This window comes from Mycobacterium sp. (genome assembly GCF_044223235.1).
Classification (GTDB): Bacteria; Actinomycetota; Actinomycetes; order Mycobacteriales; family Mycobacteriaceae; genus Mycobacterium.
In genome coordinates this window covers 217,683-235,184 of sequence record NZ_JBGAME010000001.1, presented here as the reverse complement: position 1 = coordinate 235,184, position 17,502 = coordinate 217,683, and the positions used below count along the sequence as shown (strand labels likewise).

The following is a 17,502-nucleotide window of genomic DNA, read 5'->3' as shown; positions in this document are numbered from 1 at the left end:
CCAGGCTAGGGGCTGGCGCGCCGCGGCCCGCGGGCACTCGTCGAAAGTCCAGTTCACAAGCCACGATCCCGCTTCCACCCGGCGCGCGGCGAAACCGTCCACGTCCGCGCACCCTCTACGATGCAGTCATGCAGACGCGCCCCCGCCACGCTGTCCTGTCGCGCTTGGCCCCCTGGCTCGCCGCACTGCTCGCCGGTGTCGTGCTGATGACCGGGTGCTCGTCGTCGGAAACGGACAGCGCGCCCCTGCCCGACGCCGCGACGCTGTTGGAGCAGTCCAGCCAGACGACCAGCGGGCAGACAAGCGTGCACCTGAAACTCTCCGTCGCGGGTGAGATCAAGGAGCTGCCCATCGAATCACTCGACGGCGACCTGACGTCGGTGCCCGCCGTCGCGGCGCAGGGCACCGCCAACATCATCTTCCTCGGCCAGAAGCTCGAGGGCGTGAGCTTCGTCGTCGCCAACGGCACCCTGTTCGCCTCGATCACCGCGGGCGGCGGTCTGCAGGACTTCGGTCCGGCCGCCGACGTCTACGACGTGTCGGTCATCCTGAACCCCAGCACCGGGCTGGCCAACATGCTGAACAGTTTCTCCGATGCCAAGTCCGACGGGCGGGAGACCATCAACGGTGTCCAGACGGTACGGGTGACGGGAAACATCAAGCCCGACGCGGTCAACCAGATCGCCCCACAGATCGGCGCCACCGCCCCGGTGCCGGGGACGGCGTGGATCCGCGAGGACGGCAACCACGACCTCGTCCAGGCCAAGATGGAGCCCAGCCCGGGTAACAGCGTGACGATGACGATGTCGGACTGGGGTAAGCCGGTCACCGTGGCGAAGCCGGCGGTGTGATGACGACGTCCCCCACGACCACGCCCGAGGTGACGTCGGGCCGCCGGATCGCGATCACCGCGGGCGGGCTGGCGGTGCTGCTCGGCGCGCTGGACACCTACGTCGTCGTCACGATCATGACCGACATCATGCGAGACGTCGGCATCGGCATCAATCAGATCCAGCGGGTCACGCCGATCGTCACCTGGTATCTACTCGGCTACATCGCGGCTATGCCCCTGCTGGGCCGCGCGTCCGACCGGTTCGGCCGCAAGCTGGTGCTGCAACTCAGCCTCGTCGGCTTCGCGGTCGGCTCGGTGATCACCGCGCTGTCCAACGACCTGCTTCCCATGATGATCGGCCGCGCCATCCAGGGCACCGCGAGCGGCGCCCTGCTGCCGGTCACCCTGGCGCTGGCGGCCGACCTGTGGTCGCAACGCAATCGCGCCGCCGTGCTCGGCGGCATCGGCGCCGCCCAGGAGCTGGGCAGCGTGCTGGGACCGCTCTACGGCATAGGCGTGGTCTGGCTGCTCAACAGCTGGCGCGACGTGTTCTGGATCAACGTCCCTCTGGCCGCGGTCGCGGTGGTGCTGATCCATTTCAGCCTGCCGTCGCGGCAGCGAAGCGAGGCGCCGGAGAAGGTGGATGTCGTCGGCGGTGTCCTGCTCGCGCTGGCGCTGGGACTTGCGACCTGGGGCCTGTACAACCCCAGACCCGACGGTAAGACGGTGCTGCCCAGCTACGGTGTGCCGTTGCTGCTCGGCGCGCTGATGGCCGCGGTGGCGTTCTTCGCCTGGGAGCGGTTCGCCCGCACCCGGCTTATCGAACCCGCCGGGGTGCACTTCCGGCCCTTCCTCGCCGCGCTGGGTGCGTCGCTGGCGGCGGGTGCGGCGCTGATGGTGACGCTGGTCAACGTGGAGCTGTTCGGCCAGGGCGTGCTGGGCCAGGACCAGAACCAAGCGGCGTTCCTGCTGCTGCGGTTCCTGATCGCGCTGCCGATCGGCGCGCTGGTAGGCGGCTGGGTAGCCACCCGGGTCGGCGACCGGTGGGTGGCCTTCACCGGGCTGTTGATCGCCGCCGGCGGCTACTGGCTGGTATCGAAGTGGCCGGTCGACATCCTGGCGGCGCGACACGAACTTGGCCTGTTCACCCTGCCCGCGCTGGATACCGACCTGGCCATCGCCGGTCTCGGACTCGGGCTGGTGATCGGCCCGCTGACGTCGGCGACGTTGCGGGTCGTACCCCCCGCGCAGCACGGGATCGCCTCGGCCGCGGTCGTGGTGGCCCGGATGATCGGCATGCTGGTGGGCCTGGCGGCCCTCAGCGCCTGGGGGCTCTACCGGTTCAATCAGCACCTACAGACCCTGCCCGCACAGCCCGGTGGCAACACGCTGGCCGAACGGCTGGCCGCCGAGGCGGCCAGGTACCGCGAGGCCTACGTCTTGCAGTACGGGGAGATCTTCGCGATCACCGCGGTGGTGTGTGTGGTGGGCGCGCTGCTCGGGCTGCTGATCAGCGGGCGCAGCGCACCCGGTGAGAACCCAGAAGACCCGGAGTCGCCCGAACCGCAGACCGAAGTCAGTACCGCCCGGACCTAGCGGGCCGCGTCAGCAGCGCTCGAGGCCGCGACGTAACAGCGGAGTGCGGTACCGGTTGTCGTCGCGTTTGCTGGAAAGCAGATCCCGTAGCGGTCCGAAAAAAATCAACCGAACGGTCTTTGAGGTCGCAGGCGAAATGTTGAGCCAGTCCTGCAGTGCAGTCACGCTCATTTGTCCTTTGCTTGAATACACAGGGCGCGCTGCTCAGCGGTGAAAGCGCTCTGGTACGAGTGTACCGATGCGCCCACTCCGATTGCTGAAACGACACTGCGGGTAACCCGAACGGACGTGCAATCAATGGATGGGAGGGTCATCGATGACCAAAACACCGTCGAGGCTGGACGGGAAGCGGATCGCATTCCTGGTAGCGCCAGAGGGTGCCGAACAGGTAGAGCTCACCGATCCGTGGAATGCGGTGACGAAGGCGGGCGCGACAGCGCAACTGGTGTCCACGGAAGTCGGTAAGGTCCAGGCGTTCAACCACCTCACCCCGGCCGACACATTCGAGGCGGACCGATCGACCGATGACGTGTCCGCCGACGACTACGACGCGCTGGTGCTGCCCGGCGGGGTGGCCAATCCGGATTATCTGCGCACCCGCGAATCGGCGGTGGCCTTCGTCAAGGGCTTCTTCGACAGCGGCAAGCCGGTCGCGGTGATCTGCCACGCGCCGTGGACCCTCATCGAGGCCGACGTGGTACGCGGCCGAACCCTCACCTCGTGGCCCAGCCTTCGGACCGACCTGCGCAACGCGGGCGCCGAATGGGTCGACGACGAGGTGGTGGAATGCTCGCGCGGGTCCAACACCCTGATCTCCAGCCGCAAACCCGATGATCTCCCAGCGTTCTGCAACACCCTGATCGGGGCGTTCGCCGGGACCGTCTAGGCACGTGAAGTCAGCGGGGCACCAGCGACAGCAGCACGTCCGGACCGACCCGTTCGATCCCGTCGAAGCGCCAGCGCAGCGCGCGCCCGATGGTGGGCACCCCGACGTCGTCGACGAGGGTGCCGGGGCCGCCGAGCAGGATCGGCGCCACGTACGCCACGATGCGGTCGACGACACCCGCGCGCAGGAAGGCCCCCGCCAGCGTCGGTCCGCCCTCGACGAGTACATCGGTACGGTCACCCAGCGCCCTGATCACCTCGTGCGGATCGCGGGTGCGGATCACCATCGTCCGTGAGTCGTCGTTGAGGACCTTTGCCTCCGAGGAGATTTCGCGCTTGCCGACGACCACGCGCAGGGGCTGGCGGTCGGCGAGGCTGCCATCGGGCAGCCGTGCGGTCAGTGTCGGGTCATCGGCGAAGACGGTTCCCGTGCCGACCACGATGGCATCGGCGGCGGCCCGGCGCCGATGCACGTCGGCACGGGCCGCCTCGCTGGTGATCCACTGGCTGGAACCGTCGGCGGCGGCACTGCGGCCGTCGACACTGGCCGCGTACTTCCACGTGACGTGCGGGCGCCCCGTGCGCTGCTTGTGCAGCCACTCCCGCAGCGGACCGTCGCGGACCAGGTCATCGCCGACCCCGGCGACGACCTCGACACCACCTCGCGCCAGCCGGTCCGCACCGCCTGCGGCGATCGGGTTGGGATCGGCCACCGCGAAGGCGACAGCCGAAACCCCGGCCGCCAGAAGGGCATCCACGCACGGCGGCGTCCGGCCGTGATGGTTGCACGGCTCCAGGGTGACCACCGCGATGCCGCCGCGCGCCTTGCTGCCCGCGCGGCGCAAGGCGACGATCTCGGCGTGGGCACCGCCGGGAGGCTCCGTTGCGCCCGCGCCGGCGATCCGCCCGTCGGAATCGAGGATCACCGCCCCGACGGGTGGATTCGGATATGTGGTGCCCTTGACGCGCTCGGCATGCTCGACCGCCAGCCGCATCGCGGCCGCCAGGGTCATCGCCCAAGGTGTGGCGACGCGGCGAGGGCCTGACGCCGCAGGGCCCGCACCGCCGCGGCGGGATCGTCGGCGCCGTACACCGCCGATCCGGCGACGAAGCAGTCGACGCCGGCCTCCGCCGCGGCCTCGATCGTCTCGGCGTTGATGCCGCCGTCGATCTCGACCAGGATCGTCAGCTCCCCCGAATCCACGAGGCGCCGCGCCGTGCTGACCTTCGACAGCACCTCCGGGATGAAGCTCTGCCCGCCGAATCCGGGCTCCACCGACATCACCAGCAGCGTGTCGAAGTCACGCAGGATCTCCAGGTAGGGCTCCAGCGGGGTGCCCGGCTTGACCGACAGACCGGCCCGGGCGCCCGCCGCCCGGATGTCGCGCGCCACCCCGATCGGGTTGTCGGTCGCCTCGGCGTGGAACGTGACGTTGTAGGCGCCGGCCTCGGCATACGGCGGAGCCCACCGATCGGGGTTGTCGATCATCAGGTGACAGTCCATCGGGATGTCGGTCGCCGCGAGCAAACTCTCGACCACCGGAAGTCCGAGGGTCAGATTCGGGACGAAGTGGCCGTCCATCACGTCCACATGCAGCCAGTCCGCGCCCTCGACGGCGGCGGCCTCGTCGGCGAGCCTGGCGAAGTCTGCGGAGAGGATCGACGGCGCGATCATGAGTGACGGGCTGTCCGGGGAAACATCGCGTCGGCGCCCTGCCGGTGCGGCCACAGCTGCACATGCGGCCCGTCACCGAGGTCGTCGGCGGGCGCGAAGAGCGGTCGGGTGTCCAGCTGGGTCACCGGGTGGCGGCGCAGCGCGTCGGCCACGACACCGACCGTCTCGGCCAGATGCGGTGAGCACGTGGCGTACAGCACCACACCGCCGGGGCGGGTCAGCTCGATCGCCGACGACAGCAGTTCGCGTTGCAGCCGGGTCAGTGCCGGGATGTCGGCAGGCTGTCTGCGCCAGCGCGCCTCCGGCCTGCGCCGCAGCGCGCCCAGACCCGTGCACGGGGCGTCGACGAGGACGCGGTCGAATCCGGGCTCCAGCCCCGAGTCGCGGCCGTCGACGCGGACCACCTCGACCGACAGTCCCCTGGTGTTCTCCTCGACCAGATCGGCTCGACGCGGGGCGGGCTCCACCGCGGTCACCGCCGCACCGCGCTCGGACCCGATCGCGGCCAGCAGCGCCGTCTTACCTCCGGGACCCGCACACAGGTCGAGCCAGCGGCCGCTGTCGACACCCTCGACGGGCGCCTGCGTCAATGCCCGGGCAACCAGCTGACTGCCCTCGTCCTGCACGAGCGCCCGCCCCTCGCGCACCGGCAGCAGCCGACCGGGGTCGCCCGAAGGGAGATACACCGCATACGGCGAGTACCGCCCGACGCTGCCACCCACCGCGTCGGCCAGTTCCTCGGCGGTGATGGCGCCCGGACGTGCCGCCAGGTGAACCACCGGCCGCTCGTCGTCGGCAACCAGCAGGCCCTGCAGTTCGTCCGCGCGGGCGCCCAGCGCGTCGGCGAAGGACTGCGCGATCCAGCGGGGATGCGCGGACACGAAGGCCAGATGCCCGATCCGATCGGTGGTGGCCGACGGCGCCAGCTCCGCGACCCAGCCCGCCTCATCCTTGCCGGAAATGGTGCGCAGCACGGCGTTGACGAAACCGGCACGCGCTGAATCGAATTCGATTCCGGCCTGCTCGACGGTCGTGGACACGGCGGCGTGCTGCTCGACCCGGGTCCGCAGCAGTTGGTAGGTGCCGAGCCTGAGCAGGTCGAGCAGCACCGGGTCGATCTTGTCCGGTGTTCGCCCCGCCGCCGCGCCGATGACGGCGTCGAGCAGGCCGCGGGTCCGGCAGGTGCCGTAGGTGAGTTCGGTGGCGAACGCGGCATCGCGCCCGATGATCGTGCGCTCGGTCAGGAGTGCGGGCAGTGCCAGGTTGGCATAGGAGTCCCGCTCGGACACCATCCGCAGCACGTCGAACGCGGCGCGGCGGGCGGGATCGAGCGGTGTGCGGCGCGGTTTCCGTCGTGGGGCGGGCCGGCCCTTGCGGTCCGGGCGGCCCTGCCGGTCCGGGCGGCCCTGCCGATCTGGACGGGGACGGTTCACGACGCCCGCACCCCATCGTCGAGCCGCGCTCCGCGGGCCCAGTCCGCCGCATCCATCGGCCGCTTGCCCGGCGCCTGCACCGTACCCAATTGCACTGCGTGCGAAGCCGTCCCGACCAGCACCCGGCCGCGCTGCACGCAGATCTCGCCGGGTCCGAGCACCGGGTCCTCACTCGAATCCGCCACCTGGGTCACCGGGCCCAGCTTGATCCGCAGCTCGCCCAGCATCGTCCACGCACCCGGGTTGGGGGTCACGGCCCTGATCCGGCGTTCGACGGTGTGGGCGGGCAGATCCCAGCGCACCCGGGCCCCGTCGACGGTGATCTTGGGAGCCATGCTGATACCGTCCACCGGCTGCGGGACGGGTTGCAGGGTCCCGTCCTCGATCCCGTCGAGCGTGGCCTCGAGCAGGGCCGCACCCGAAACGGCAAGGCGGACAAGCAGATCGCCCGCGGTGTCGGTGGGCCGGATCGTTTCGGTGGCCATCCCGAGAATCGGCCCGGTGTCCAGGGCGGACTCGATCACGAAGGTGCTGGCGCCGGTGACGGTGTCGCCCGCCGCGATTGCGGCCTGCACCGGCGCGGCGCCACGCCAAGCGGGCAGCAGCGAGAAATGCAGATTGACCCATCCGAGCGAAGGCACCGCCAGCAGATCCCTGCCCAGGATTGCCCCGTAGGCGACCACCGGACAACACTGCGGTTCCAACTCGGCCAGTTCGGCCACGAACTCCGCGGTGTTGGGTCGCTGCGGCTTCAACACCGCGATGCCGTGTTCGGCGGCCAGCGTCGCGACGGGTGACGGGGTGGGCTTGCCCCGCCTGCCCGCGGCCGCATCGGGCCGGGTCAGCACCGCGACGACCTCGTGTCTAGGCGACGCTATGAGGCGGCCGAGAGCAGGCAACGCGGGTTCAGGGGTACCGGCGAACACCACGCGCATTCGGACAGTCTAGGGAACGCCTCCGGTCAGGCCGGCCGGGCGGGTTGAACCCAGTTCTCCCCGTCGGCGATGACCACAACCCGTCGCGCCGCCCGCTGCGCCGCACGCGCCCGCTCCAGCGGCGATGCCCGCCAGGTCACCGGCGCCTCCACGCTGATGGGCACGTCCGGCGGCAGCGCCCGCAGCATCGACACCAGATCGATGCACCCGTCTCCCGGGAACAGCCGGGCGTTGCGGCCCTGGTGCATCAACTCGGCCTCGGATTGCGGCCGCTCGGCGACGGCGTCACAGATCTGCGCATAACGAATCCACTCGGCGGGCAGGGACGACAGGTCCGCGGGCGTGTTCAGTGCCCGCTCGTAGTGGATGGCGTAGACGAGCAATCCGACGTTGGCGTGTCCGCACGCTGCCATGATCGCCGCACCCTGCTGCAGATTCTTCACCCCTGTCCACGGCATGGGTTCCAGGTTCGGCGTCAGGCCGAAGTCGCCTGCCGGTTCGGCCAGTTCGGCCAGGTTGTCGGCAACGCGGGTGTGGTCGCTGTCGTAGCCCGTGACCAATACCTCGCTGGCCGACAGGAAGGCGCCAGTGTCCAGGAAGGCGGTGAAGTCGGCGCGGACACGCGTGTCGGGTGTCAGCCGGACCACCTCGATGTCCAGCAGCCGCAGCCCCGAATCGTCCAGTCTGCATCGGACGTCGCGGATCAGCGGCGTCACGCCGATCGTCGGGCGTTGCGGTTCAGTGTCGGTGACCGGGCGCAATCGCAGACCGACGGCGTCGTAGCCGGCCGAAGCGGCGCAGCCGACCATCTCGGCGGGATCGAGTTCCAGCACCGTCAGCGGCGCAAGCGAAATGATCCGATCCGGCCCCGATGTCGATGATGCCGCCCTCAAGGAAAAACCCGTTGCCATACCCGCTCCCTGCGCGCACAAGACCTACGGCAGAACACCGCTCGCTGAGCAGATGACCGCCGTCGTGCCGCCATTGTGGGGGAAAGCCGGCGGGAATTGGGCGCTACCTTCTCCGGTGTATTGGCCGGCGTTCTGCATCGTGATTCCCGGTCGATTGCCGGGTGATCCGCTCAGCGCGGGGTCTGGTAGTACTCCCGCTCGGACACCCCCGCCATACCAGCGATGTACATCCACGGGATGCTGCCGACCAGTCGGTTCAGCGTGGCCACCGCGTCGTTGTAGTACTGGCGGGCGAACGCCAGCTTGTTCTCGGTGTCGGTGAGGTTCTGCTGCAGGTTCAGGAAGTTGTTGGAGGAGTTCAGCTGTGGATAGTTCCGCCCCAGCGCCAGCAGCGGGATGAGTGCGGAGTCGAGCTCCCGCTCGGCCGCACTGCGCTGGGCGACCGACGCACCACCGGTCGCGGTGGTCAGCGCGGCCCGCGCACCGGTCACGTGGTCGAGGATCGTCCTCTCATGGGCGGCGTACGTCTGCACGGTGTGCACCAGGCTCGGGATCAGTGCCGCGCGCCGGGTCAACTCGACGTCGATACCGCTGAGCGCCTCGGATACCCGCACATCCGCGGCGCGAAGTTTGTTGTAGCCCACCACCAGACCGATCAGCACCAGTACGGCGACGATCAGCACCAGTATCAGCAGGGAATTCACCATGATCCGCCTCCTCCACCTCCGCCGCCACCGCCCCCGCCGCCACCACCACCGCCGCCGCTGCTGCTGGACGACGACGATGACTGTGAGGCCGTATAGGCGCCGATGGACGACGACAACGCCGATTCGAAACTGTCGAAGCCGGTGCCGCCGGTGAATCCCGAGCCGTCCGACGACGACGTTGAGTGATACCAAACCGGCTGCGGTGCAACCGCACCCATCGTGGCCTCGTACTTCCTTGCCCATAACGCCGCAGCACCGGCGGCCACGGCGAACGGGATGTACGCGGTGTAGAGGTCCTTGCGCGCCGCGAAATCGAACCGGGACTCAGCCGAGTCGGTGGCCAGCAAGCGGTGGAATCCACCTGCCCGCGACCATAATTCGCGGCCGGCCGGGGTGGTGCGCCGGGTGCCGACGCCGGGCCGCCATCCCGGTGCGGACATGACGAAGAACACCGCGAACGGCAGCACCCACATCTGCGTGCCGAGCCAGCCCAGCGAGGCCACGGCGGTGAGCAGCAGGGCGCCGAAGTTGGCCACCCGCACCCACCATTCGGCGCGGCGCCTCTCCAGCAGGCCGTAATCGAAGCCCCACTTGCGCACGGCGGCATCCATATCGGACTTGGCCTGCGACAGTTTCTTTCCCGCCGACACCGAGCCGTTGGCCTTGAACTGGCCGCCGGGTGTGCCGACCTTCAGCGCCTTGGCGACCGCGAGGCTGACCGGGTCGATCGACTGCCATCCGCCGGCGAGCCCGCGGATGGTCCACTTCTTCTCGCCGGTCTGCTGCAGCGAGATCAGCCCGCGTTCGCCGAGATAGAACAGTGTGGCGGTGAGACCGTCCTTGGCCACCGATTCGGTGCGGATGTACTCGAACTGCACGGGTCCGACCCAGTCCGGCGGCGCGTACTGCAACGGGAAGCCCGGTGGGCGCTCGACGGTGAACCGGACCATCGCCGCGGCGATGACCGCACCGAGCACGGTCAAGGCGGCCACCCCGGCCACAGCCGAAACCGACTGCCCGAGAATCACATCCCATCGTTGCGACCAGGGCAGTCCAGACCTGGCCGGGGTGGGGACGTCGACACCCACCCGCACTGTCACCGGTGTGCGCGGCGGCAGCCGCGACGCCGACACCGTCATCGTGTCGCCGTCGATCGACATTTCCTGGCACGCCCGGCCGGTGCCGTATCCCACCGCGCACTGCGCGCCGCTGACACCGGCGGGCATGCGGACGGTGATGTCCGCGCGCTCGATCCTGTTGTTCCACGCCGGGGCAATGACGTTCCAGTAGAACACGGTCGGCGCGGCGGTCCGCCCTTCGGTCGATGCGAAGGTGCGGTCGGCGCCGGTGGCGCCCGGGTCGAGCACACCGGCGATGGTGTAGCGGATCTCGTATACGTGGGTGCCGTAGTCCAGGTAGCTGTCCGGGTCGCCGATCTTGGCGACCCGGAACCGGCCGCCGCTCTCGGAGAGCATCTGGAACCTCGCCGGCTCACCGTCGACGGTGATGGAGGTGATCCGGGGTGGCTGGCGGACGTGGGGATCATTGGCGTTGGCGGTGTCCCAGTAGCGGAAGAGGCCGTGGCGCTGGACCGGAAACTCCGCGGTGATGGTTTCGGTGGCGGTCACGGTGCCGTCCCGGGCCACGACGAACTCGGCGCGGTAATTGCTGAACCAGACCGGATCGTCGACCGGATCCGACCCCGAGGAGTTGGTGAACAGCAACGGCCACAACGTGGCGACGACGATCAGCAGTGGGACGATCGACCAGCGCAGCACTCGGCCGATCCACTTCATTCGCGCCTCCGTCCGACCCACCCGCCCAGGTCAGGACTCACCCTATGTGCAATGGGTCGATCGGGCACACAATGAGGGCCTCTGCGATGTTGACGGATCGCCACGAAGAATCCGTTCAGCAGCCCGATGTGGGCGCTGCGGCGTTGTGGATGGCGTTCGTGGGCCAGGTCTGCCAGCGAGCGTTCGAGCAGCTGACGATTGAGTTGCTCAATGTTTTCGATGCCAACCGCGGGGTGCAGGGTGCGGCGGCCGTCGAAGCCGAGGCGGTGCATCCGCCAGACATCGCGTGGGTATTCGGCTTGCCGACACGCCGATCACGACGCTGCTGCAACGTGTACTGCAGTTCCAGTCTCAGCTGCGTTGTGGGAATGACAGAACGGCTCCGACGCCTCCGGCCAAAACTCACAATGCCGGATGCGGCAACTCGCCCCAGTCGGCGGCGCCTTGAGCACTGGCGGATCAGCCATCCAGGTGGTGTGATCGGGCCGCCCGGCCCGTTCCCACCGCTGAGCATGCAGCTGACACAAGCCTTTACGCGCGGATCCGTATTCACAGCGGGTGACCGCGCCCCGTTGGTTGAGCCGTTGCCGTTGTAACCTCGGGTCGGTCCGGGTGATGCATTCCTCTAGGTCGGGGCGTGCCTGCTTGACCCATCGCACTCGATGATTCAGGCACAACCCGTGTCCGCGAGCATGGCGGTCGCAACCGGTCACCCGGCATGCTTCGCCGCCGAACACCTGATCAGCTGGCTCGAAAATCAATGTCTGAATGCGGAACTCGGCCCGCACGACCGCCATCAACCTGCCCAGCAGGCTCTGCGGGCATTCCGCTGCCGGGGCGGTCACCAGGCCACCCGCCGGTCGTCGAAAGGCCCGCCTTCTCTAGCACCACCCGAGCATCCTCGGCGGTGAGATACAAGCGCACCGACTCCGCGCTCACCGGGACCGTCCTCGTGGTGATCGACTTCGTGCGGGCACCGTTGTCGTTGTCGCGGCGGACCACCGTGATCTCCCGCCCGGCTGCGGCGATATCGTTGCGCCGCAACCCGAGAGCTCGCCGATCCGGATCCCGCTGTCATCGAGAACTGCCAGCAGCAGCCGAGGAACGGCTTCCACCCGCCCCGCGACCCGCCGGCCTGGCCGGCCAGGTTCTCCGCGCCTCCGGCGATCGACACCGCCACATCGCGCAGCACCGCGCCCCGGTCGTGGAGCACCTCCGGCCTCGACAGCGCCGACGACAATCCGCTGGTCAGGCCCAGGTTGTCGACCAGCATCCGGGGGATGACGTTCCCGGCGTGCCCGATCACATCGTTGCCGCGGACCTCGACCCGAAGACTGTTCGACCAATCCGTAGTAGCCTGCATCTGATAGGTGCACTCCTGGTAACGAAGATCGGACCGTCGCAACGTCGATCATCGTTGAAGCAGTGCACCTTTCGCGTGAACAACACTCGCCGTCACCGAACTACGCGAAAGATCGAGGTAAGTGTCCTGCATCTGCCACAGTGTCGCCGCAGCTTCGTGTTCCCCGGATCGCTCGAGGTCCTCGTACACATCGTCATCGTCGTTGTCCACATAGGTGGTCACGTCAGCGCAGGCGAAGCCCGCCCGACCCCGGTAGCGTCGTGCACGTCAAGGTCGTTTCGGATGAGGCGCGTAGGAACCTTCATCTTCGAGAGACCTCGCCCGCCGATGAACGACTTCCCGCATGTTGGAATACGCTCCATTGTGTTGCGCGGCAATGTCCGACCGCGTTCTCGTGTGTAGATGCCCGACGCTTGATGAGGATGCCCCATGAATATCGATTCCATTCAGGTTTATGTCGGTCCGAACGTTCATGCGCGGGAGGCGGTTATCCGGCTCAAGCTGAACGTCAAGCCGAGCTATGCGGAAACCCTCGAGGGCCTGGGGGCGGGCGTGATCGACAGATTGGCAGCGGTGCTGCCGGGGCTTGCGCTGGAACAGGCCGAGTGGCTTGCCGCATTGCACGCCGGCGAGGGGCTTTCCATCGGCGATCTGGTCGCAAGGCTCGCTTTGGCGCTTCAGCATGCCGCCGGCGTTGACGGCACACTGGCGTGGTCGGGATCGACGGGCGATCCAGATATCGTCGAGGTGTTCTACAGCTATGGCAATGAGGACATCGGTATCGAGGCCGGCGAGGTTGCCTGCGACATGCTCGCGGCCATCGCCCGCGCCGACTTCGATAATCAAGAGGCTCCCGACCTCGACAAAAACGTCGAGGATTTCCTGGCCTATGCCGACAGGCATTCTCTGGGGCCCTCGGCCATGGAATTGGTACGTGCAGCGCAGGCCCGCGACATTCCGGTCTACCGGCTGAACGACGCCAGCCTGATCCAGGTCGGCGAGGGCAAGTATCAGCAGCGGATCGAGGCGGCGCTGACGTCGAGAACCTCACATATCGCTGTCGAAATCGCCTCGGACAAGAACCTCTGCAACACGATCCTTGCCGATCTCGGTCTGCCCGTGCCGAGGCAGAAGCTGGTCTACAGCGTGGACGAGGCGATAAGGGCGGCCGAACGCATCGGTTATCCCGTGGTCGTCAAGCCGCTCGACGGCAATCATGGCCGGGGCGTCACCGCCAATATCACAGCCGAGGACGGCATCGCCGCCGCCTTCGAGACCGCCGATGCCGAAGGATCGTCCGTGTTGGTGGAGACCATGCTGCGCGGCGACGACCACCGGCTTCTGGTGGTCAACGGCCAGCTCGCCGCCGCCGCACGCCGGGTGCCGGGTCATGTGAAGGGCGACGGGCAACACACCGTTGCCGAGCTGGTGGATATCGTCAATCAGGATCCGCGCCGTGGCGTCGGGCACGAAAACGTGCTGACGCGGCTCGAACTCGACGCTCAGGCGAAGCGCCTGCTTGAGGAAAAGGGCTACACGGAAAGGACGGTCCCCGCCGAGGGCGAGGAGGTGTACCTGCGCAAGACCGCGAATATTTCGACGGGCGGCACGGCGGTGGATGTCACCGACACGATCCATCCCGACAACAAGCTGATGGCCGAGCGGGCGATCCGGGCGATCGGGCTCGATGTCGGCGCCGTGGATTTCCTGACCACCGATATCACCAGGAGTTATCGCGAGACCGGGGGCGGCATTTGCGAGATCAATGCGGGACCTGGCCTGCGCATGCATATCGCGCCTTCCGAGGGCACGCCGCGCGACGTGGGCGGAGCGATCATGGACATGCTCTTTCCGCCGGGCACCCAGATGCACGTTCCCATCGCCGCCGTGACCGGAACGAACGGCAAGACCACGTGCTCGCGCATGCTGGCGCACATCCTGAAAATGGCGGGCCATGTCGTGGGGCAGACCTCGACCGACGCGGTGGTGATCGACGGCAACGTGACCGTCAAGGGCGACATGACCGGGCCGGTCTCCGCCAAGATGGTGCTGCGCGATCCCTCGGTCGACATCGCGGTCCTGGAGACGGCGCGCGGCGGCATCGTCCGCTCCGGCCTGGGCTATAACTTTTGCGATGTGGGCGCGGTGCTGAACGTCGCGTCCGACCATCTGGGGCTCGGCGGCGTCGACACGCTGGACGGCCTTGCCCGGGTGAAACGCGTCGTCGCGGAGGTCACGCGCGGCACGGTGGTGCTGAACGCCGATGACGAGCAGACGCTGAAAATGGCGGCCTTCTCGCCCGCAAGGCAGGTCATGTATGTGACGCGCAACCCGGAGCATGAGCTGGTGCGCGAACATATCCGGCTCGGCAAGCTTGCTGTCGTTCTTGAGCAGGGGGTGAACGGCGACCAGATCGTGATCTACGACAACGGCACACAGATGCCGCTGATGTGGACCCAACTCATCCCGGCGACACTGGAGGGCAAGGCGCTGCACAACGTCGAAAACGCCATGTTCGCCGCCGGCATGGCCTATGCGCTTGGCAAGACACTGGATCAGGTCCGCACCGGACTGCGCACCTTCGACAACAGCTTCTTCCAGAGCCCCGGCCGGATGAATGTGTTTGATGAACACGGTTTCCGGGTGATCCTCGACTATGGGCACAACGAGGCGGCCGTGGGAGCCATGGTCGACGTGGTCGACAGGCTCAAGCAGCGCGGGCGCCGGATCGTCTGCGTCACCTGCCCGGGTGACCGGCGCGACGAGGACGTGGCGGCTATTGCCCGCAAGGTCGCCGGCCATTTCGACGCCTACATCTGCCACCGCGACGACGATCCGCGCGATCGCAGGCCCGACGAAATGCCGAAGCTGATGCGGGCCGCCCTGATTGCCGAGGGTGTCGCGCCCGACGCGATCACCATCATCGAGGAGGAGGAAAAGGCCCTCGATGCGGCGCTTTCGCAGGCGCAACCAGACGATTTGGTGTTGTTCTTCTGCGAGGGGATTACGCGCTGCTGGAAGCAGATCATCCACTTCACCCCGAAATTCACCGCGCCCGGACCGGAGCCCGTCGCAAAGCGTCTGGCAGCATCCACCTTCGACGTTCCCGATGGCTTCGTTCTCAAGTCCGATGATCGAGGTGTGCTGATCGTTCCGGCGAAATGACAGGGAGACCTGGCAGAGTCTCATTCGCTCATCATGGGGAGTTCCACCCGAAACTGGCGATCGTCGGCGGCCGGCTGGAAGATGACAATGCCGCCGTCTATGACGAGATGCGCCGTCTGGCGGGCGGAAGGATCGTCGTCTTCGCGACGGCGTCGTCAGTGCCTGACGAGGTCGGCCCCGAAACCGTCGGCGTGTTTTGCGCCCATGGCTTCGATGCCGTCCTCGCCGGGGTTCACGGCGTCGGGGCGGTCCAGGCCGCGCAAGACAAGGCGATCGCCGATCTCGTCGAGGACTATGGCAGCGTCTATTTCACCGGCGGCGACCAGGCCCTGATCACCGGGGCGCTGGCACCGAAGGGCAGGGAAAGCCGGGTGCTGAAGGCGATCCGCAAAGCGCAGCGCAACGGTGCGATGGTCGCCGGGTCGAGTGCTGGGGCCGCCATCATGTCCGATGTGATGATTTCCGGTGGCACGTCGCTGGAAGCTGCGACCTATGGCGTGGTCGATGACCCGGACCAGCCCGGAATGCTGCTGGAGCCGGGGCTCGGCTTCTTTCCATGGGGCATGATCGACCAGCATTTCATCAAGCGCGGCCGGTTCGGCCGGCTGGTCGTCGGCATGCAGGCGTCCGGCGCGAAGCGCGGCTTCGGCATAGACGAAAACACCGCTTTGTTCGTCGAGGGCAAGATTGCGCGGGTGATCGGCGAATATGGCGCCTTCGTGCTCCATCTCGAGGACGCGAAAGTCGATCGCCGCCGCAAGCTGATCGAAAATATCGGTTTCAGCTATGCCGACAACGGTGACAGCTATGACCTGGAAACTGGTGAGGTCCTCCCCGGTCCGGGCAAGCGGCCGGTGACCCGGCGCGACATTACCTACAAGGCCCCCGCCCGCTCGCTCCGCAACGTCTTCGGCGCATATACGCTGTACGATCTCGTGGCGCGGCTGGTGCTCGGGGACCCCGAGGCCTATCCGACGGATCGCGCCCGCGCGATAGAGCCCAAGGCGGGTTGCGCCACCAGCGTCGAGATATCCCGCCAGGGCGGCCGTGCGGCCGCCTATATTCCTGGACGCGGGCGTCATTTCCGCATGACGGCGGTGGATTTTCGAGCCAGCATGCAGACGCGCCGGCTCAATGCGGCGCAACTGGCGGAGAACCGGCGGGCGGCGCTGTCCCGCGACTATGGCGAGAAGCCGGGAAAGCAGGCGCGCGTGATGATGCTGGGCTCGGCGCCGCTCGACCGCGGCAGCCTGCTGCTTGCGGAACTGGCGTCGCAGTGCGAGGGGCCGGTGGGTGTGCTTGCCGCCGCTTCCGCCGAGCCCCGCGCGACCGCGCGGGAATATATCGGCGCCTTGCGCGGGCACGGCGTCGAGGCCACCGATCTGCGCGTCACCATCGACAATGTTGATCGCCGGATGCGCGAGGAAGCGCTGGTCGAGCAGATCGCCGCCCTGCGCACCATCATCCTGACCGGCGGTAACCAGATCAGGCTGGTGGAATCCTTGCTCTACCGTGGCGATGTCACGCCGCTGCTGACCGCCATTGCGCGGGCGCGGGCGGCCGGCGCGATGATCGTCGGGGTGAGCGGCGCGGCCTCGGCGCTGTCCGGTTGCATGATCGGCGGCGGGACGTCTTACGAAGCGCTGCGCTTCGGCATTGCCTCGGATATGGGACGGCACGGATTGGTGATCCAGGAAGGGTTGGGATTTTTTGGCGCCGCCATCGTCGACCAGAAACTGTCGTCCTCGCGCCGTCTCGGCCGCCTTGCCGTCGCCTGCGCCGAGGAGGGCGTACGCTTCGGGCTCGGTCTTCTGGAAGACAGCGGCGTCATCGCCAACCACGACAACAGCCAACTCACGGCGACCGGCGCGCGCGGCGCCGTCTTGGTCGAGATCGATCCGCTCAAGACCGAGCTTGCGGGGGACGATTTCATCGCGCCCGACACCAGGCTGTGTTTTGCCGGACCGGGGGATGTCATCGACATGGCGGCCGGGACCGTCACCCGGCTGGCGCCGGTTACCGCTTCCGCCGCCGTGCTGGATACGCTGGTGGCCGAACTGATCGAGGAATGCGTCGGCAATGCCGGCCCGGTGACCGCGCCTGGTGTCACACAAGAAGCGCATATTGCCTTGCGCTATCGCTCACATGAGGATGGCACCGGCCATCTCGATATTGAAAGCATCCGTGATCGGCACGGATGAAAC

The 17,502-nt window shown here is 67.8% G+C and carries 14 protein-coding genes and 1 pseudogene; 6 read left to right on the top strand and 9 right to left on the bottom strand.

Going from position 1 to position 17,502, the window contains the following annotated elements; translation table 11 throughout:
• Nucleotides 1-128: 128 nt before the first annotated feature.
• The 3 genes from ADBZ6K_RS01070 to ADBZ6K_RS01060 all read left to right on the top strand — a co-directional run bounded on the left by ADBZ6K_RS01070 (nt 129) and on the right by ADBZ6K_RS01060 (nt 3,314).
• The gene (locus ADBZ6K_RS01070; RefSeq protein ID WP_526343975.1) at nt 129-851 is read left to right on the top strand and encodes an LppX_LprAFG lipoprotein; all 723 of its coding nucleotides are present in this window, start codon (nt 129-131) and stop codon (nt 849-851) included.
• The gene (locus tag ADBZ6K_RS01065; protein WP_526343974.1) at nt 851-2,428 is read left to right on the top strand and encodes an MFS transporter; all 1,578 of its coding nucleotides are present in this window, start codon (nt 851-853) and stop codon (nt 2,426-2,428) included. Before ADBZ6K_RS01070 ends, ADBZ6K_RS01065 begins: the two co-directional genes overlap by 1 nt.
• 316 nt (nt 2,429-2,744) lie before the next feature.
• Entirely contained in the window at nt 2,745-3,314 is a 570-nt protein-coding gene (locus ADBZ6K_RS01060) for a type 1 glutamine amidotransferase domain-containing protein (RefSeq protein WP_526343973.1), read from the top strand.
• Between the two features lie 10 nt (nt 3,315-3,324).
• Here ADBZ6K_RS01060 and ribD read toward each other — a convergent pair whose 3' ends face one another.
• From ribD to ADBZ6K_RS01025, 7 genes are all read right to left on the bottom strand, one after another.
• Entirely contained in the window at nt 3,325-4,326 is a 1,002-nt protein-coding gene (ribD, locus tag ADBZ6K_RS01055; RefSeq protein ID WP_526343972.1) for a bifunctional diaminohydroxyphosphoribosylaminopyrimidine deaminase/5-amino-6-(5-phosphoribosylamino)uracil reductase RibD, read from the bottom strand.
• Entirely contained in the window at nt 4,323-4,988 is a 666-nt protein-coding gene (gene rpe, locus ADBZ6K_RS01050; RefSeq protein ID WP_526343971.1) for a ribulose-phosphate 3-epimerase, read from the bottom strand. The genes ribD and rpe overlap by 4 nt, the downstream gene beginning before the upstream one ends.
• Entirely contained in the window at nt 4,985-6,421 is a 1,437-nt protein-coding gene (locus tag ADBZ6K_RS01045; RefSeq protein WP_526343970.1) for a transcription antitermination factor NusB, read from the bottom strand. Before ADBZ6K_RS01045 ends, rpe begins: the two co-directional genes overlap by 4 nt.
• On the bottom strand, nt 6,418-7,356 hold the full coding sequence (gene fmt / locus ADBZ6K_RS01040) for a methionyl-tRNA formyltransferase (protein ID WP_526343969.1): 939 nt from the start codon (nt 7,354-7,356) through the stop codon (nt 6,418-6,420). The genes ADBZ6K_RS01045 and fmt overlap by 4 nt, the downstream gene beginning before the upstream one ends.
• A 26-nt stretch (nt 7,357-7,382) precedes the next feature.
• Complete coding sequence (locus ADBZ6K_RS01035; protein ID WP_526343968.1) at nt 7,383-8,267, bottom strand: sugar phosphate isomerase/epimerase family protein; 885 nt, start codon at nt 8,265-8,267, stop codon at nt 7,383-7,385.
• Between the two features lie 170 nt (nt 8,268-8,437).
• The gene (locus ADBZ6K_RS01030) at nt 8,438-8,974 is read right to left on the bottom strand and encodes a LemA family protein (RefSeq protein WP_526343967.1); all 537 of its coding nucleotides are present in this window, start codon (nt 8,972-8,974) and stop codon (nt 8,438-8,440) included.
• Nucleotides 8,968-10,770, bottom strand: a complete 1,803-nt coding sequence (locus tag ADBZ6K_RS01025) for a DUF2207 domain-containing protein (RefSeq protein ID WP_526343966.1) — start codon at nt 10,768-10,770, stop codon at nt 8,968-8,970. Before ADBZ6K_RS01025 ends, ADBZ6K_RS01030 begins: the two co-directional genes overlap by 7 nt.
• Before the next feature lie 86 nt (nt 10,771-10,856).
• Between ADBZ6K_RS01025 and ADBZ6K_RS01020 the strand changes: the two genes are divergently transcribed.
• Nucleotides 10,857-11,366: a hypothetical protein gene (locus tag ADBZ6K_RS01020; RefSeq protein ID WP_526343965.1), complete on the top strand. Its 510-nt coding sequence runs from the start codon at nt 10,857-10,859 to the stop codon at nt 11,364-11,366.
• Nucleotides 11,367-11,682: 316 nt separating this feature from the next.
• On the opposite strand, the pseudogene ADBZ6K_RS01015 reads toward ADBZ6K_RS01020, so the two are convergent.
• Together ADBZ6K_RS01015 and ADBZ6K_RS01010 are read right to left on the bottom strand one after the other, a co-directional pair.
• Nucleotides 11,683-11,870: pseudogene (locus ADBZ6K_RS01015) on the bottom strand (integrase); the annotation flags it as partial.
• A 311-nt stretch (nt 11,871-12,181) separates the two neighbouring features.
• Nucleotides 12,182-12,355, bottom strand: a complete 174-nt coding sequence (locus ADBZ6K_RS01010; protein ID WP_526343964.1) for a hypothetical protein — start codon at nt 12,353-12,355, stop codon at nt 12,182-12,184.
• A gap of 207 nt (nt 12,356-12,562) precedes the next feature.
• Between ADBZ6K_RS01010 and cphA the strand changes: the two genes are divergently transcribed.
• The gene (gene cphA, locus ADBZ6K_RS01005) at nt 12,563-15,298 is read left to right on the top strand and encodes a cyanophycin synthetase (RefSeq protein ID WP_526343963.1); all 2,736 of its coding nucleotides are present in this window, start codon (nt 12,563-12,565) and stop codon (nt 15,296-15,298) included.
• On the top strand, nt 15,295-17,499 hold the full coding sequence (locus tag ADBZ6K_RS01000) for a cyanophycinase (RefSeq protein WP_526343962.1): 2,205 nt from the start codon (nt 15,295-15,297) through the stop codon (nt 17,497-17,499). The genes cphA and ADBZ6K_RS01000 overlap by 4 nt, the downstream gene beginning before the upstream one ends.
• Nucleotides 17,500-17,502 lie beyond the last annotated feature (3 nt).

Coding starts and splice junctions, on each gene's coding strand:
- ADBZ6K_RS01070 (WP_526343975.1), top strand. CDS start 129: ATGCAGACGCGCCCCCGCCACGCTGTCCTGTCGCGCTTGGCCCCCTGG.
- ADBZ6K_RS01065 (WP_526343974.1), top strand. CDS start 851: ATGACGACGTCCCCCACGACCACGCCCGAGGTGACGTCGGGCCGCCGG.
- ADBZ6K_RS01060 (WP_526343973.1), top strand. CDS start 2,745: ATGACCAAAACACCGTCGAGGCTGGACGGGAAGCGGATCGCATTCCTG.
- ribD (WP_526343972.1), bottom strand. CDS start 4,326: ATGACCCTGGCGGCCGCGATGCGGCTGGCGGTCGAGCATGCCGAGCGC.
- rpe (WP_526343971.1), bottom strand. CDS start 4,988: ATGATCGCGCCGTCGATCCTCTCCGCAGACTTCGCCAGGCTCGCCGAC.
- fmt (WP_526343969.1), bottom strand. CDS start 7,356: ATGCGCGTGGTGTTCGCCGGTACCCCTGAACCCGCGTTGCCTGCTCTC.
- ADBZ6K_RS01035 (WP_526343968.1), bottom strand. CDS start 8,267: ATGGCAACGGGTTTTTCCTTGAGGGCGGCATCATCGACATCGGGGCCG.
- ADBZ6K_RS01030 (WP_526343967.1), bottom strand. CDS start 8,974: ATGGTGAATTCCCTGCTGATACTGGTGCTGATCGTCGCCGTACTGGTG.
- ADBZ6K_RS01025 (WP_526343966.1), bottom strand. CDS start 10,770: ATGAAGTGGATCGGCCGAGTGCTGCGCTGGTCGATCGTCCCACTGCTG.
- ADBZ6K_RS01020 (WP_526343965.1), top strand. CDS start 10,857: ATGTTGACGGATCGCCACGAAGAATCCGTTCAGCAGCCCGATGTGGGC.
- cphA (WP_526343963.1), top strand. CDS start 12,563: ATGAATATCGATTCCATTCAGGTTTATGTCGGTCCGAACGTTCATGCG.
- ADBZ6K_RS01000 (WP_526343962.1), top strand. CDS start 15,295: ATGACAGGGAGACCTGGCAGAGTCTCATTCGCTCATCATGGGGAGTTC.